At 59.6% G+C, this 15,183-nt stretch carries 12 protein-coding genes; all 12 read right to left on the bottom strand.

The genetic code is table 11. The annotated features are described in order from the left end of the window. Positions 1–12: 12 nt before the first annotated feature. Positions 13–1,116 carry a flagellar hook-associated family protein gene (locus ACSQ8R_RS01040; protein ID WP_436251675.1) on the bottom strand — a complete coding sequence of 368 codons (1,104 nt, stop codon included), beginning with the start codon at positions 1,114–1,116 and terminating at the stop codon, positions 13–15. 2 nt (positions 1,117–1,118) lie between these two features. Then, positions 1,119–2,588 (bottom strand): flagellar hook-associated protein FlgK, encoded by a 1,470-nt coding sequence (gene flgK, locus ACSQ8R_RS01035; protein ID WP_436251674.1) that lies wholly within the window; start codon positions 2,586–2,588, stop codon positions 1,119–1,121. Positions 2,589–2,633: 45 nt separating this feature from the next. After that, positions 2,634–3,920 (bottom strand): flagellar hook protein FlgE, encoded by a 1,287-nt coding sequence (locus ACSQ8R_RS01030; RefSeq protein WP_436251673.1) that lies wholly within the window; start codon positions 3,918–3,920, stop codon positions 2,634–2,636. A gap of 106 nt (positions 3,921–4,026) precedes the next feature. Beyond that, entirely contained in the window at positions 4,027–4,698 is a 672-nt protein-coding gene (rem, locus tag ACSQ8R_RS01025) for a transcriptional activator Rem (protein ID WP_037085198.1), read from the bottom strand. Positions 4,699–4,978: 280 nt separating this feature from the next. Next, positions 4,979–5,476 (bottom strand): transglycosylase SLT domain-containing protein, encoded by a 498-nt coding sequence (locus ACSQ8R_RS01020; protein WP_436251672.1) that lies wholly within the window; start codon positions 5,474–5,476, stop codon positions 4,979–4,981. Between the two features lie 148 nt (positions 5,477–5,624). Next, a complete protein-coding gene (gene fliK, locus ACSQ8R_RS01015) occupies positions 5,625–7,088 on the bottom strand; it encodes a flagellar hook-length control protein FliK (protein ID WP_436251671.1) in 1,464 nt (487 codons plus the stop codon). After that, a complete protein-coding gene (gene motC, locus ACSQ8R_RS01010; RefSeq protein WP_436251670.1) occupies positions 7,085–8,356 on the bottom strand; it encodes a chemotaxis protein MotC in 1,272 nt (423 codons plus the stop codon). Before motC ends, fliK begins: the two co-directional genes overlap by 4 nt. 2 nt (positions 8,357–8,358) lie before the next feature. After that, positions 8,359–9,681: a MotB family protein gene (locus ACSQ8R_RS01005; protein WP_436251669.1), complete on the bottom strand. Its 1,323-nt coding sequence runs from the start codon at positions 9,679–9,681 to the stop codon at positions 8,359–8,361. Further along, a complete protein-coding gene (locus tag ACSQ8R_RS01000) occupies positions 9,678–10,319 on the bottom strand; it encodes a hypothetical protein (protein ID WP_436251668.1) in 642 nt (213 codons plus the stop codon). The genes ACSQ8R_RS01005 and ACSQ8R_RS01000 overlap by 4 nt, the downstream gene beginning before the upstream one ends. Before the next feature lie 268 nt (positions 10,320–10,587). Next, positions 10,588–11,877, bottom strand: coding sequence for a flagellin (locus tag ACSQ8R_RS00995; RefSeq protein ID WP_436251667.1), 1,290 nt, complete (start codon positions 11,875–11,877; stop codon positions 10,588–10,590). A gap of 328 nt (positions 11,878–12,205) precedes the next feature. Next, the gene (locus ACSQ8R_RS00990; protein WP_436251666.1) at positions 12,206–13,474 is read right to left on the bottom strand and encodes a flagellin; all 1,269 of its coding nucleotides are present in this window, start codon (positions 13,472–13,474) and stop codon (positions 12,206–12,208) included. 251 nt (positions 13,475–13,725) lie between these two features. Beyond that, complete coding sequence (locus ACSQ8R_RS00985) at positions 13,726–14,991, bottom strand: flagellin (RefSeq protein ID WP_436251665.1); 1,266 nt, start codon at positions 14,989–14,991, stop codon at positions 13,726–13,728. Positions 14,992–15,183: the final 192 nt, after the last annotated feature.

The following is a 15,183-nucleotide window of genomic DNA, read 5'->3' as shown; positions in this document are numbered from 1 at the left end:
TTCCTTTATTCATCAAAGGAAGTTGGCCAGGCTCAGCTGCTGTATCTTTGCCGTTACTGTATATGCGGTTTCAAGAAGCGTCTTCATCGTGTTGAGACGAGTTGCCGCCTCTTCCGGATCGACGTTTTCCATGCTTCCAAGGCTGGTCGTCAGAATATCCTTCTGCGCCCGCAACCTTTCCTCAGCCTTGGAGACGCGTTCGGTATAGATACCGATCGAGGTCCGCTGCTGGTTGATGCTGCCTTCGCTGTTCATCGCCTTGTTGATGACGCTCGTGGTACGCGTGGCCACGGCAGCTCGGGCATCCTTGTCCATCCCGGTCTGCAGGTATTCCATCGAGATGATCGATGCGAAGGCGAAGTTTCGCATGCCCTGGCTGTTGGCATTGGTCGAGCTTTCGACCACTTCCGTCGGGCTGATACGGCTCTTCATGTTCTCGTCGCTGGCATCCGAGAAAAAGGTCTTCCAGAAGTCCTGACCGGCAACCGCCGCCGGATGCGGGGGGCTCGTCAGCGGCGAGGAACCATTGAACTTGGCTTCCAGGTCATCCAGGAAGTCGTTCATCTGAGCCGCCGTCATCTGCTCCTTGCTCGGGATTGCATTGTCCGAAAGGTACTGAGTGAGCTCGGCGTCCACAGCGGCCTTGGCAGGCGATCCCGTCGCGAAATAATCATCGAGCGGCTTCACATCGGAATTGATGCCGGAGAAGATATATTCGCCCTGAACGGCGGTGTTGGCAAAGTTGGTGAATGCGTCCAGCGCGTCGGACATGGCCATGCGGGCCGTCGCGAGGCTCGTTTCGTCGGCCGAGCTTCCAAGCGTCAGGATCGCGCTCTGAATCTTCAGGCCCTGCTCGTTCATGCTCTTGAGCGAAAGTTCGGCGGTTTCGAGACGCTGCGTCGCGAGCGCGGCCGTGGTCAGAAGCGAGTCGGTACGGGTAATGTCGCGGGAAAGATCGATAGCGCGCGAGGTGTTGGCGCCGAGGGCGACGCCGAGATCGGCGTGCTTCTGGCTCACCGCCTCCTGGTTTGCCTTCACCATCTCGCGCTGAACGTTCGAGATGGAGTTTCGCATCGTGGTCTGGATCGACAATGTGGAAATGAAAGAGGTCTTCATGATCAGCTCGCAATATCCAAAAGGGCTTTCATCATATCATCGACCGTCGACATAAGCTTGGCGCCGGCCTTGTAGGACTGCTCGATATCGAGAAGCAGCGACAATTCTTCGTCGAGGCTGACGCCCGTGTTGCTGGAAAACGCTTCCAGACTGCGCGACAGCATGGCCGTCTTCGTCTCGTCGGCGGCCGTCGCCGTGCTGCGAAGCTGCTCGAGCCAGCCCATGGAGTCGGCGGCAAACGAGAGGACATCCGGCGCATCGGCGATTTCGGTGTCCGTATCGAAGACCATCGGGCCGGTCAGGTTCTGGTTATACTTGTCGAGGAGGTCCCCGTAGCTGCTGCCGCCCGTATTCACGACGTAGGCAATGCCGTTGATGCCACCGTCGCGCACCTTGTCGGGCGTGCCTGCCGGAGGGACGACCACCGGATTGACGAAGATCTTGGAGGCGAGGCCCGGAACGATCGTGCCAGCGGCGGGAATAGCCGTCTGCTGTACGCCGGCGCCGTCCTTGTATGTGAAGAGACCGGTCATCGGGGTCAGCGCGCCGGTCGGTCCGGTTTCAGCGAACGAGGTGATGAGGCCTCGGGCGATTTCGTCGAGCTGGCTCTGGAAGGTCGGCGCGATCTTGTCGCGGATCTGCATATGGGCCTGGATCGAGCCCTTGGCGGTCGTGTTGCCCGAATCCCCGGCCTTGAGCGCCACGCCGTCGATATAGACGCCGTTGCCGGTCGTCGATGCGTCGAAGGCCGTGGTCTGCTGGAATGTCACCTTGCGCGGTACCGCCTCGAACAGCGTCGTGCCGTCCGTGGTGTAGAGCACCATGTCGTTGCCGCCGCGGGTATAGGACGTTACCCCGACGATTTCTGAAATCTTCTTGACGAGGCCGTCGCGCTCATCAAGCGAGTCATTCGGATCGGTGCCGCTGGAGACGGCGTTCTTGACCTGGTTGTTGACGGTCTCGAACTTCGCAAGCAGCGCATTCAGATCGGTGACGTTCTGCTTGATCTGGTCGTCAGCATCCTTGCGGATCTGCTGGAGTTTGTCGGAGGCGATGTTCAGGCCTGCCGCAACGTCCCGGGCGCTGGAAATGAATGCGATACCGATACCGGTATCGTTCGCCTTTCCGGCGAAGGCATCGAGGTTGTTGCGGAAGGAGGCGATCAGCTTGGCGGGGGAGAGCTCGTTGTCGTTCCCCCCCATCAGGTTCTTGATCTCGGTGAGGCCGTCCAGCACCGTCCGCTGGCCGCTTGCGATCGACGAGCTTGCGATCGTCTGGCGCAGCAGCGGCTCGTTCTGGGATCGTGTAATGTCGCCGATGATGGCCCCGTTGCCGCCGGTCACGACTATTGCGGATCGGCGAGTGTAATCGGGGTTCTGTGCATTAGCGATGTTCTTCGCCGTGACCGCCGACTGGGTGCCGGAGTTGGTGAAGATCGACTGTGCCGTAGACAATGCTGATGCGAGCGACATTTTTTACTAACCTCTTGAGACTTATTCTCTCGATCGTCGGTCCGATTATCTCTTCAGATTGATCAGGACGTCCATCAGGTCCGAACCGGTCTGGAAGACCTTGGAATTCGCGGTGTAGACGCGCTGCGATTCGATCATTTCCGTCAGCTCGCTGGCGATATCGACGTTGGAGCTTTCAAGCGCACCGGAGTAGATCTGGCCGAAGGCGCCGGCCTGCGGGAAGCCGATGGTGACGACGCCCGAGTCGTTGGTCGGCAGGTAGACGTTGCCGTTCTGCGGAAGCAGCTTGTCGATGCTCGGAACGGTTGCCAGGGCTACCTGGTAGATCGGACGACGGCCGCCATCCTGATAGACCGCCGTGACCACGCCGTCGCCACCGATTTCGACGTCGGTGATCGGGCTCGGCGCGTTACCGTCGATGATGCCCTTGCCCGGCGTGAAGGCCGCTGCGAACTGCGTCATATCCGAGAGGTCGATCTCGATCGACTGCGCCGGGGTTGCGCCATCGTTCGGGTCGACGAAGGTGATTGACTTTGGCGAGGCTGTCGTCAGTTTGTTCGTGTTCGGGTCGAAGACCAGATCCACCTTCTGTTGTACGAGGACGTCGGGCGCAGTTACCGCATAGGGGAAGCCGCCATTGGTGGCCTGATCCTGGCGATAGACCGCGACTTCCCATGTGTTCGTACCGGTCTTGGTGTAGTAGAAGTCGTAAAGCACCTTGGCGCCGGCATGGTCATAAGCGGTCAGCGAGCTCTTGTTGGTGATGACGCTTCCTGCGACGTTGTCGCTCGGGAGAGAGCCGCCGGGAACGATAGCCGCTCCCTTGTCCAGGTTAGCCGGGAAGCTGCCTGCGGTGGACGGCGAGGACACCATGCCGAAGTCGTTGATGTTGATTTCCTCGAGGCCGTTGAAGCCGTTGACGACGGCGGCCGGCGGGTTTGTGCCGTAGGGATAACCCATCAGGTTGAAGCCGGCGGTGTTCTTGAGGAAGCCCGTCGCGTCCTTCACGAAGGCACCGGCGCGGGTCAGGTAAGGCGTACCGTTCGGGTCGCTGACGATGAAGAAGCCTTCGCCCTGGATGGCAAGGTCGGTCGACGACGTGGTGTACTGGATGCCGCCCTGTTCCGCGATGCTGTAGCGGACGTTGGTTTCGACACCACCGGAGGAATACGAACCCTGAGTCGAGGGCAGGACCAGTGTGGAGAATGCCGTGGAAGAGCGCTTGTAACCGACGGTGCTCGAATTGGCGATGTTATCGCCGACGGTACCGAGACGGTTTGCCTGAGCGTTCATGCCCGAGACGGCCGTTTTCATCGTGCCGAAAATACTCATAGGAAATCTCCTTTTTGTCTGATGGAGAGAGTAAGTGGCGGGCCTTGCGTGAAGCTGTCTGCTTACGATTCCCGCCGAAAATTTGCGGCAAGGCCCTCTAGAAAAATCAGTTCCAGTCGATGCAATAGCCAAGGAAACGCTTGGAATCGACCGGATCGAAGCCGAGCTTCTTGCGCAGCTTCTTGCGCAGCTTGCTGATATGGCTTTCGACGACGTTCTCTTCGACTTCCTCGTCGAAGATGCCGTAGATGGCGTTGAAGATCTGGGTCTTGGAAACACGGCGACCGCGATTGGAGACCAGGTATTCGAGGATACGGCGCTCGCGGCGCGGCAACGCGAAGACGTCGCCGTCGATTTCCGGATCGCGACCGTCGGAGAATACCCGGATCGAACCGATGTCGGTGAAATTCGAGATCGCCTTCAGCCGGCGACGGATCGCGGCGGCACGCGCCAGGATCTCCCGGGGATGGATGGGCTTGCGCACCACGTCGTCCACGCCGCTGTCGAAGAAGGCGAGGGTCGCCTCCAGGGACGGCTGATCGCTGACTGCGATCACCGGCGCCATGGACCGGTCCCGGATGGCCCGCGGCAGTTCGAGCGTACGCTCGCCCTGGCCGATCAGGAAGGCTTCGACCGCGGCAATATCCGAGTCCGCCGCCGTACTCACCCATTCGCCGAATTCTTTTGGATCGAACCCCTGGGAAGGAATTCCTTCACGTCCAAAAAGAGATGTGTAACCGTCTTTCACGAGCTCACGCTCATCAACCACTACGATCATTCGTCCGCCTCCGAATCACTTGTGGTGTTTCAATATGTCTATGGGTACGAATCGGCGGAATCCGAGACAAGCTGTGTGAAGTTAACCAAACAAATTAATAGTTGATTAATAACTGCACCGCGATTTGCACTAGATCTAGTGGGTGCCCCAATTTCGGACACAAATTTCCGGTGGAAAAATTAACGCATCGTAAAAGAAGACTTGCATGGCCATTTTTGCCATAAATGCAAATCGCTGCAATTTTGCGATTCTTTATTTCGGCGATTCAACTGGAGATTGCCTATCCCGTGCAGAACCGGGAAGCGTTGGAAGTCCACTCTCCGTAGCCTGTGGCGACGAGATTGCTGATCACCCGGCAGACATATTGCTTCTGAGCGGGATTGTTATTCGGTCCGGCGTGGTAGCGTGCCACCGCCATCGTCCAGGTCTCGTGTTTGTCGTGCAGGTTCCGGAGGAACTTTGCCGCGTATTCCACATTGCGTTTCGGATCGAACATCTCTTCCGGCGAGGAGAAATTTTCGCCGTGGAAATAGTGATTGATCTGCATGCAGCCTATGTCGATGAGCTTCCTGCCCTGCCGCTTGGCGTCGTAAAATGTTGTCATCGCGGCCTGCTGCGAAGGAGGGAAATAAGCCTTGCCCTCGACGTTCATTGCATAGGCGCTGAGGCTGCCCTTGCGGCCGGTCTCGGTAAGACCGACCGAATAGAGAATGCCTTCCGGTACGCCATATTTCGCTGCAGCGGCCTGTATTTCCCGCTCGCAAACGCCGGAACTCAAAGGCGCTGTGGCCTTCGGTGCGCTGTATGCGGGCGCTCTGACAGGCGTGCGCGGTGTCGCTGGAGCCCTGCTGGGAGGCGTGGCCTGCGCAGCAGAGCCCTGCTGCGCTCCCCAACCTCCGGAACTGAAGAGCGATCCGGCGCCGACGTCAGAGGTAGAGCTGACCAGGACGAGAGCCGCCAGGAGCGGTGCCAGCAACATTGTCCGATGCCGCGTCATTTGCGTTCCTCGTTCCCTGATCTGCGGCCTGTCGCTCCCCGTTCTGCTGCTGGCCGCGGCCGGCGGCCTGGCCCTGGCGCCCGCCTTCAGCCAAGGCCTGCTGGCCGGCCTGGCCGGACTGTCCCTGCTGGCTGCTGGTACCGTCGGAATCGGCCGTCGGCGCGATGCTGATGGTTACCTGGTCGACGGCGAAGCCCTGGGCACGAAGCGCATCCAGGATGCCACCGCTGTCTTCGCTGAGCTGACGATAGGCCGCGCGGGTTTCGACGGTCAGATGAACATTGAGTTCTTCGCCGTGAAGCCGCAGCGTGGCCGTCACCGCGCCCAGATCGTGTGGGTTCAACTGCAGCTTCAGCGTATTCACCACTGTGCCGGTGCTGCTCTGCGCCGCTGCATTCGAAAGCGCCGAACTCGGGCTCATTGCGCCCGCCCAATCGGCATCTCCCGACAGCATCGCCGTGAGATTGGCACCGTTCGAATTCGGTGCGAGCCCGAGGAAACGGCGCGCATCGAGCACGGTGACGTTCTCGGCGGCTCCACTCGACGACGATCTGAATTCCGCCGTGCTGCGCTCACCCCGACCGCCGACAGCCATGTCGACATGCTGGTCGTTACGCGCATTGCTGAAACGGAAGACACGCGTACCGGGAGCGTTCCTGTCCGCATCCACCGGCGTCGAAAGCGGGTCCGCTTCCACGCCGCCGGCGCCCGCATGCTTGGCGCTCTTGAGGTCGAGGGCATCGACTTCGCGCCCACTGTCATCCTGGCCCTTGGTTCGCTTGTTCTGCTGCCCGGACGCATTCTTCGATGCCATCGCATTGATGGCGCCGGTCGCTTCGCCGCTCGTCAAGAGCGACAGCATGTCGGTGATCTTGGCGTCGTCAGCGGCAAGCATGGAGACATCAATCCCGTCGCCGCCCTCCGTCTCGACCTCCGCGTCCTTTTCGGATCTGGCAGCGCGCTTGCCATGAACCTCGTCCGACTTCCTTGCGACAGCCTTCGCGGCTTCCAAGGCGTCGCGAAGCTTCTTTTCAGACGCGGTCATCTGCTTTTCTTTGGGTTCCTTCGCCAGCGCCTGGTTCAGTACGCCGGCGGCATCTTCCGTCTCCTCGAGCGAGCGGCGGAGGGATTGCGGCTTGATGTCGATGATCGGCTTCGGCTTGCCCTGCTTCACGTCGCCAGCCATGCGCTCTTCCGCAGAAGACGCACGGGCGTTCTCATCCGGCAGGTCGTCGGCATTGTTTTGAGACGCATCGCGGTCAAAACCGGAAAGAGCGTCGGAGAAGCCGCCAGCGGAACCGTCAGCGCCTTTGCGACCGGCAACGCCCTGCTTCGTGGACGAAGCCGCGTCGGCTGCGCCAGCCTTACCACCACCAAGAATGTCAGTAATCATTTGGAAGCGTTCTCCTCCTTCAGCATTTCGTCGATAGCACTCAATTTCGAACGACCGCTATCGACGAATGTCTGGAAGGCCGGATCGAATTTGGCAGCGGTGCCGGCCATCGGACGTTCCGTGGCGGAGGCAGGCCCAGCGATCTCATTCCTGGGCAACGCGACTGGAGATTTCGCGTCTTCTGTATTGGTCACTTTGATAGCTTTATCTTGTGCGAGGCTGTCGGCCTTAGGCCGGCTAACAACTTGCTCCGCCACCACTTTTGCGGCCTGCCTCAAAGCACGGTCACGCGGCGAAAGCGCCTCCTCGGGAACGTCGGCTATCGCCTGGATAGCCTCGCCGATGTCCTTCGTCGGGATATTGGCAAACCCGCCATAAAGCTTCGCCAGCGCCTCGGGCGTCGGACTTTTGGCGAGCGCTTCGGCCTTTGCGGAGGCGAGACGCGCCAGATCGTTCTTGCCGGCGATCGCGGCCGAACGGGCGATGCGCAGGAAAATCTCACGGCGCCGGTCGGCATCCATGAATTCCAGCGCTCCGTCGATATCGTCCTCCGTGATCTCACCGAAATGGCCGACGACCAGCTGCACGAAGAAATCGGCGAACTGGCTGGCATAGGGCGAATGGATGAAACGCCGCGCATATTTCCGCGAATAGGAGAGCGCCGGCGCCACCATGTTCGCATCGACGGTGATCGCCACCGAGCGGCGCAATGCGGCTTCCTCGATGATCGTGCCGGGCGCCGTCAAACGCGCCCAGTCATAAAAAACCAAGGCGCCCTTCGGATCCTTGGCGACCATCACGTTTCCGCTGACGAGCGAAAGGTAGGGACCGATTTTCTCGTCCCGATATTCCTTGGCCATTTCGCTGAGGCTTTTTTCGATCAGAGTTCCGCGCCCGCCAAGGTATTTTCTCAACCCGTCGGCAACACGGTTATCGAAATTGCCCGCGACATCGCGCGAAGCGAGGTATTCGAGCGTAGCGGGATTGCCGCCGCTCATGGCGTAGATCAGCGCCGCATCGACATTGCGCGGATCTTCGAAGATGGACGCAGGGGCCGTCCGCAGGCGCTGGTCGATCGTCCCCAGCATGAAGCGTTGCATTTCCGCGGCCGAATGATCGCCGAGCACGACGGAATCCTGCACGAATTGCAAGGACCGAAGCATCGCATAGGGCGCAAGGTCCGTACGATCCTGAGCCCATGCCGCAGGCGCGAATGCGACCCCGAAAACCAGGCCAGCCGCAACTAGGGACTTTATGCCCAGAGCCATCACTATCCCTCGTCCGCCTCGAGCAGGATTTCGATACGCCGGTTTGCGGCTGCGAGCGGATCGGCCGGCACCTGGAGGCGCCTGTCGGCGAAACCGGAAACCTGCTTGATGCGATCCTCCGCCAGGCCGCCATGAACCAGCATGTAATAGGCGCTGTGGGCGCGAGACATGGAAAGACGCCAGTTGTCGTTCTCGGTGCCCTTGAACTGACGGCCGTCGGTATGCCCGCGCAGGACGATGCTGCCCTTTCGATCCTTGAGGATCTGGCCGATCTTCTCCATTGCCAGCACCATTTCGCGGCGCGGCACGGCCGAACCGATGTTAAACATCGGATCATCCGCCTGGTCGGAGATCGACACGAGCAGCCCGCCTTCCGCAGGCGTCACGACGAGACCTTCCGCCAGCTTGCCGGCGACGCCGGAAATCTGCTGCTGGATTTCCTTCTTCAGTTCCTCCGCAGCCTTCCGCTCCGCCTGCTCTTCCGCTTTCGCGCCATCTTCCGGCTTCTGTCCGTTGAGGTTTGCAGGCTTCGCCGCCTGTGCGCCCGTCGCCGTCTGCGGCTTGTCCATCTGTGTCGGGTCGGGACGCGGGATGGGAATGGCAACAGCCATCTGGGTCTGCTGCAGCTGTGTGGCGGCTTCAGTGGACTGCGGCACCTGCTGGTATTGCGGCGCCTGCCCCATCTGGGCGAGCGGATCATCACTCGCCGTAGTCTTTACAGCCTGCTCGGGACCCTCGGCACGCGACATCTGCATCTGCTTGGTCCAGAAGTCCGGATCGAAGGGGTCGCGGTAGGCCTGACCGCCGTCGGCGCCGGTCGCGGGGCCTGAATCGCTGGCACCGCCCTCGCCCTTGGCGCTGACATTGGCCTGCTGGCCCACTTGTTGCGCGATCTCGGCCAGAACGGAGTAGGGGTTTTCGAAGAAATCTGCCTCGGAATAATTGGGTTCATCGCCGGACGTCGAGGTCATGTCTTCCCCGGTCGCCGCCGCAGAACCCTGGACATTGCCCTCCGCCTTGACCTTCGACTTCTCGCCGTTTTCCTGGCCCTCGGCCGCATCGACCGGCTTTTCCAGTCCCTTCGAGGCCGGGGTCTCGTCGGAAAGCTTGATCGGATTGAAATAGCTCGCCATGGAGGCCTTCGTCTCCTCATTTGCGGCGTTGACCAGCCACATGACGAGGAAAAACGCCATCATCGCGGTCATGAAGTCGGCATAGGCAATCTTCCAGGCGCCGCCATGGGCGCCGTCGTCGTGTCCGCCGCCATGTCGCTTGACGATGACGACCTCATTCTTGCCGTGGTGATGGTTTTCGCCTTCGCTCATCCCAATACCTTCTTCAGGCTCGCCAGCCACGCAGACATGCGGGTGACGAGAGCTGCTTCGCCGATGTCGACCGCGATATCGAGGTCAGGCGCTTCGATGTGGCGCAGGAGCGGAGCAGGCTCTCCAAGCGCAGTTTTCAATTTTTCGAACAGATGCAGCGGGCCGCGGACGGTCAGCGTTCCAACGTCGCCCTCGAGCATCGCGGCGCGGATGATATCCGCCATGTCGGATATCGCCTTTGCGACAAGCGCTTCGTCCACGAGAGGCGACAGGATCCTTGCCGTCTGATCGCTGACTGCCTGTGCCGTCAAGCGCGCAATGTCCTGAAGTCCGGCCGCGATCATCGCAGCCGCTTCGGTTTCATATTTTTCGCGCAGCGCCGCCATCTCTTCCGCATGCGCCGTCACAAGCGCCTGACGCTCTTCATCAAAATGCTGTCGAAGCTCCTCGGACGCCGCGTCATGCCCCTTCGCATAGGCCTCCGCGCGTTCTGCCTCGATATCGACAGGCTCCTCAACCACAATGGGAAATGCCATATCGTCTTCGAGGCCGTCGCCGAAACCATCGGCCAGCAGGGGCGACGGCGGGGTCTGCGGCTCGCTGAAATCCTTCAGGTAGAGGACGAGCGAAGCACTCATCGCGCGACCCCCTGCCCTGCCGTCGCCATTCGATCGAGGCTCGTCATAAGCCTCCCGAAGGCGCAAATCGTCACCGCTGCAATCATCGTATCATCCCGACAAGGTTGCCATTCGTTTGTCCCCGGCGACACAAGACACTTCGCCGGACTTTAACGGAACGGTAGGAAGTTAAACTTGCGCGAGGATGAAGATACCGCATCGCATCGAACCTCGCGGACAGGTTCGACCGAGCATCAGGCGGCGACCGGGCGACCGGCGCCGCGCACTCTTAGCCCTGCCGGAACAACTGCAGGATGTTTTCGGCGTTGGTATTGGCGATCTGGAGCGATTGGATACCGAGCTGCTGCTGGGTCTGCAACGCTTTCAACCGCGTCGACTCTTCGTTCATGTCCGCATCGACCAGTCGGCCGACACCCTTGTCGATCACGTCGGTCAGCGAGGCGACGAAGCTTTCCTGCAGATCGATGCGCTTCTGGATCGAGCCAAGGCTCGAAGCAGCGCTGGTCATCGCCAGAAGCTGTTTGTCGAGAAAACGCTCCATCATATCGAGCACCGCGTCGGTGTTTGGCGCCGAACCCGGGACCATCGTGTTCATCTTCACGGCTAGGTCATTCAGTTTGTTGATGTCGACCGTGGTGACGGATATGCCAAGTTTTCTGTTGTTGAGATTGTTTCCGGCGGTCACAACGAAATAGTATTTCGTGGTGCCGTCGTCGTGGGCGGGGGTCGTTACCGCCGGCGCGGTAGCAGGATCGGTCGTTGTCACCTCGGCCCACTTGCCTTCCCCAACCTTCAGATAGAAATCCCCGCCGACAGCATATATGCTCGCGTCAGTTGTGTTTGTATCTGCGCCCAGAGCCATAAGCTGGCTTTCGGCGAGAACCGACACGGCGTAGGATGCGTTCGTCGTGCCCATCGTGCCGTTGGAGGTGCTCATGTCGACGGCGACTTCGCTCTCGGCGACGAACTTGACGGACGAATCCAATATGCCGAGATTGCCGCCGTTGAGGTCGAAAAGGACCGTCTTGGAATCGAGCGTATAGTCGACGGTCTTGACCGCGACATCGCCGGAGGCCGTGCGGGTGAACGACGCAACCACCTGTTTGACGACCGGCTTTTCCTGGGCGTTGGTGCCGCCGTCGCTGATATAGTCCTGAAGCCAGTTCTCACCGGAGAAGGTCGCCGAGTCCGAGATGCTCTTCAGCTGTTCCTGGAGCTGAGCGATTTCTTCCTGGATCTTGCCGCGATTGGAACCGACGCCATAGGCCGCAACGATCTTGGACTTGATTTCGACGACGGTGTCGATCGCGCTTTCCATCGCCGTGTAGGCGGTGTCCACCTTGGCCGCGCCGAGGCCGAGCGCGTCCTGGATGGTCGATAACGCATGGTTGTCGGAGCGCATCGTGGTTGCGATCGACCAGTAGGCGGCATTGTCCGCGGCTGTCTGGACCCGCATGCCCGAGGAAACCCGCGCCTGAGTGATTTCCATGTTGCGGTCGATCGAGCGCAACGTCTGCAGGGCAGCCATAGCGGCGGGATTGGTCAGGATGCTGGTCATCGGCCGTGCCTCGGTCAAATGGTCTGGAAATCCGGAGTAGTTCACCGGAAACGACGAGAGGCATCATGCGTACCGCCACTCAGCATCACAGATGCGGGCGGTCTGTCGTTCTTAACAAATCGTTAAATCGACAGTTATCAAACCCGGCTGAGGATTGGCAAGAAGTTAATGAAGTCTTAACGGCTTATCCGACAACCGTGCAGGTTTCGCGCAAGCCACGCGCCAAACGCGAAAAACCGCGCCTCTTTCGAGACGCGGTCTTCTCTCCGGAATATTTGCTATCACGCCAGCAGAGCAGGACGAAACCGCTCCTAGCCTAGAGCGCCGCTTACTGACGGAAGAGCGACAGAATATTCTCGGAACTGGTGTTGGCGATCGAAAGCGACTGGATCGCGAGTTGCTGCTGGGTCTGGAGTGCCTTGAGCCTGGTCGACTCTTCGCTCATGTCCGCATCCACCAGTCGGCCGATGCCGCTGTCGATGGAGTCGGTGAGCTTGGAGACGAAAGCTTCCTGCATGTCGATGCGCTTATTGATCGACCCGAGTTTTGCCGTCGCGCTGATGAGCTTTTCGAGCTGCCCATCGACGAAGGAGTTGAGAGCGGCCATGAGATCGGCGTCGTTGGCCTTGGTTCCCATCCCCAGATAGCTGGCACCGTTCGAATTGCGATAGTCATCGAGCTTGGTGATGTCCAGTTCGGAGATGGAGAGGTTGGCGGCGTACTTGATGCCGGCGGTTGCCGTTGCACCAGCCGAGAAATCGTACCCCTTGGTGGTGTAGATGGCGTCGATATAGGCGCCGCCAACCTTGATGAGGTAGGTTCCGCTGGTGCCGGACGTGTAGATGCCGTTGGTGTCGCCCTTCATGTAGACGCCGCCGCCAACATCCTTCCAGAGCGCGTCCGTTGCGTAATAGGCCGCCGTGTTGATCTTGCCGAAGTAATCCTTGTGGTTCGTCGTGCCGTCATCGAAGTTGATGGCACGGAAACCGTTGTAGGAATTGCCGTCGAGCAGGCCGCCGTGACCGCCGCTCAAGTCGAACAGGACGTTCGTTTCGTTCAGAATGACATCCACCGATTTGACGGCAACGTTGCCATCGGGATCACGGATGAACGAGCTTACAACCTGCTTGACGACCGGGCTGGCCGCGTAGATCACGCCCGTAGTGGGGTTGGAGGCGCCGCCGACTTCGGCCTGCAGCCAGTTTTCACCGGAGAACGAAGCAGAGGAAGTGATGCTCTTCAACTGATCCTGCAGCTGCGAGATTTCAGCCTGGATCTTTGCCTTATCGACACCGGCTTCCGAGGCGGTAACGAGCTTGTTCTTGATTTCCTTGACGACATCGACAACGCTTTCCATTGCGGAATAGGCGGTATCGACCTTTGCAGCGCCGAGACCGAGGGCGTCTTGAACTGCGGAGAGAGCGCCGTTGTCGGAGCGCATGGTGGTCGCGATCGACCAGTAGGCGGCGTTGTCGGAAGCGGTGCCGACGCGCAGGCCGGAGGAAACCCGGCTCTGGGTGGTCTGCATCTGGCTGTCGATGTTACGCAGGGTCTGGAGAGCAGCCATAGCTGCGATATTGGTAAGAATGCTGGTCATTTTGGTTTGCCCCTTGATTGGCTAGATGGAAGGGACATTTCCGGGATTACACCGGTGAACGTTGGCTTGGCCTGATGCCTGTTAACCTTTTCTTCGTCTTGGTTAACCCATCGTTTCGATGAGCTCAGTTAAGGTGGAAATGGTTAACAAAGGTTAAATGGAATTTAGGAAAGTTAACGAAATCTACCGGAGCACAAAAAAACCGCGCCCGGGAGGGGGCGCGGCTTCCAGAGTTGATTTGGTGTTGCTTACTAGCGGAACAGCGACAGGACGTTCTCGGAGTCCGAGTTGGCGATCGAGAGCGACTGGATCGCCAGCTGCTGCTGGGTCTGCAGTGCCTTGAGCCTGGTCGACTCTTCGTTCATGTCGGCATCAACCAGTCGGCCAACACCCTTGTCGATCGAGTCTGTCAGACTGGAGACGAAGTCGGACTGCATCTCAAGGCGCTTCGAGACCGCGCCGAGCTTGGCCGCCGCGCTGTTCATCGATTCCAGCTGGCCATCGACGAACGAGGTCAGTGCCGCCATGAGATCTTCATCGGTGGCCTTGGTGCCGAGGCCGAGGTAGCTGACGCCGCTGGAGTCGCGGTAGTCTTCGAGCCTGGTGATGTCGAGGTCGGAAATGGAGATATCCGAGGCGTACTTGATGCCACCCGTCGCCGTCGCACCAGCCGAGAAGTCGTAGCCCTTGGTGGTGTAGATCGCGTCGATATAAGCGCCGCCGACCTTGATCATGTAGGTGCCGTTGGAGCCCGAAGAGTAGACGCCGTTGGTATCGCCGCGCATGAAGACGCCGCCGCCGATGTCCTTCCAGACGGAGTTGGTGGCATAATACGACGACGTGTTGATCTTGCCGAAGTATTCCTTCTGGTTCGTCGTGCCGTCGTCGTACTTGATGGCGCGGAAACCGTTGAGGGCGTTGCTGTCGAGAAGACCGCCATGACCGCCGCTCAAGTCGAACAGCACGTTCTGCTCGTCGAGGACGACGTTGATGGTCTTGACCGAGACATTGCCGTCGGCATCACGGATGAACGAACCGACGAGCTGCTTGCTGACTTCGCTGGCCGCGTAGATGACGCCGGTGGTCGCGCTCTGCGAACCGCCGATTTCGGCCTGGAGCCAGTTTTCGCCGGAGAACGAAGCGGAGGAAGCGATGCTCTTCAGCTGGCTCTGCAGCTGGGTGATTTCTTCCTGGACCTTGGACTTATCGACGCCCGGCTCGGAAGCGGCAACCAGCTTGTTCTTGATTTCGGTAACGACGTCGATGGCCGATTCCATGGCGGAATAGGCGGTATCGACCTTGGCGGCGCCGAGGCCGAGAGCGTCCTGAACTGCAGAAAGCGCGCCGTTGTCGGAACGCATGGTGGTCGCGATCGACCAGTAGGCGGCGTTGTCGGACGCCGTGCCGACGCGCAGGCCCGACGAAACGCGGCTCTGCGTGGATTCCATATCGGACGCGATGCCGCGCAGTGTCTGCAGAGCAGACATGGCTGCAATGTTGGTGAGAATGCTTGTCATTTTAGGTGCCCCTTGAGTGGCTGATTACGAAAAGGGACATTCCGGATTTCACCGGGAACAGCGGGCAGCATCATGCTTGTTAACCATTTAATTTTCTTGGTTAACTCACTGTTTCGATGCTGTTAGGTAACCGCAATATGGTTAATGAATATTGAAGCCGATCGGGAAATTGAGAAAACTGATTAGGAAATC

The sequence above is a fragment of the Neorhizobium sp. LjRoot104 genome (genome assembly GCF_964253725.1).
GTDB lineage: Bacteria > Pseudomonadota > Alphaproteobacteria > Rhizobiales > Rhizobiaceae > Neorhizobium.
This window is presented reverse-complemented; position numbering and strand designations above follow the sequence as displayed.

Bases quoted from the DNA above. Each gene is read 5' to 3' on its own strand.
- ACSQ8R_RS01030 (WP_436251673.1), bottom strand. From the start codon at position 3,920: ATGAGTATTTTCGGCACGATGAAAACGGCCGTCTCGGGCATGAACGCT.
- rem (WP_037085198.1), bottom strand. From the start codon at position 4,698: ATGATCGTAGTGGTTGATGAGCGTGAGCTCGTGAAAGACGGTTACACA.
- ACSQ8R_RS01005 (WP_436251669.1), bottom strand. From the start codon at position 9,681: ATGAGCGAAGGCGAAAACCATCACCACGGCAAGAATGAGGTCGTCATC.
- flgK (WP_436251674.1), bottom strand. From the start codon at position 2,588: ATGTCGCTCGCATCAGCATTGTCTACGGCACAGTCGATCTTCACCAAC.
- motC (WP_436251670.1), bottom strand. From the start codon at position 8,356: ATGGCTCTGGGCATAAAGTCCCTAGTTGCGGCTGGCCTGGTTTTCGGG.
- ACSQ8R_RS00995 (WP_436251667.1), bottom strand. From the start codon at position 11,877: ATGACCAGCATCCTGACCAATCCCGCCGCTATGGCTGCCCTGCAGACG.
- ACSQ8R_RS01000 (WP_436251668.1), bottom strand. From the start codon at position 10,319: ATGAGTGCTTCGCTCGTCCTCTACCTGAAGGATTTCAGCGAGCCGCAG.
- ACSQ8R_RS01040 (WP_436251675.1), bottom strand. From the start codon at position 1,116: ATGAAGACCTCTTTCATTTCCACATTGTCGATCCAGACCACGATGCGA.
- fliK (WP_436251671.1), bottom strand. From the start codon at position 7,088: ATGATTACTGACATTCTTGGTGGTGGTAAGGCTGGCGCAGCCGACGCG.
- ACSQ8R_RS00985 (WP_436251665.1), bottom strand. From the start codon at position 14,991: ATGACAAGCATTCTCACCAACATTGCAGCCATGTCTGCTCTGCAGACA.
- ACSQ8R_RS00990 (WP_436251666.1), bottom strand. From the start codon at position 13,474: ATGACCAGCATTCTTACCAATATCGCAGCTATGGCTGCTCTCCAGACC.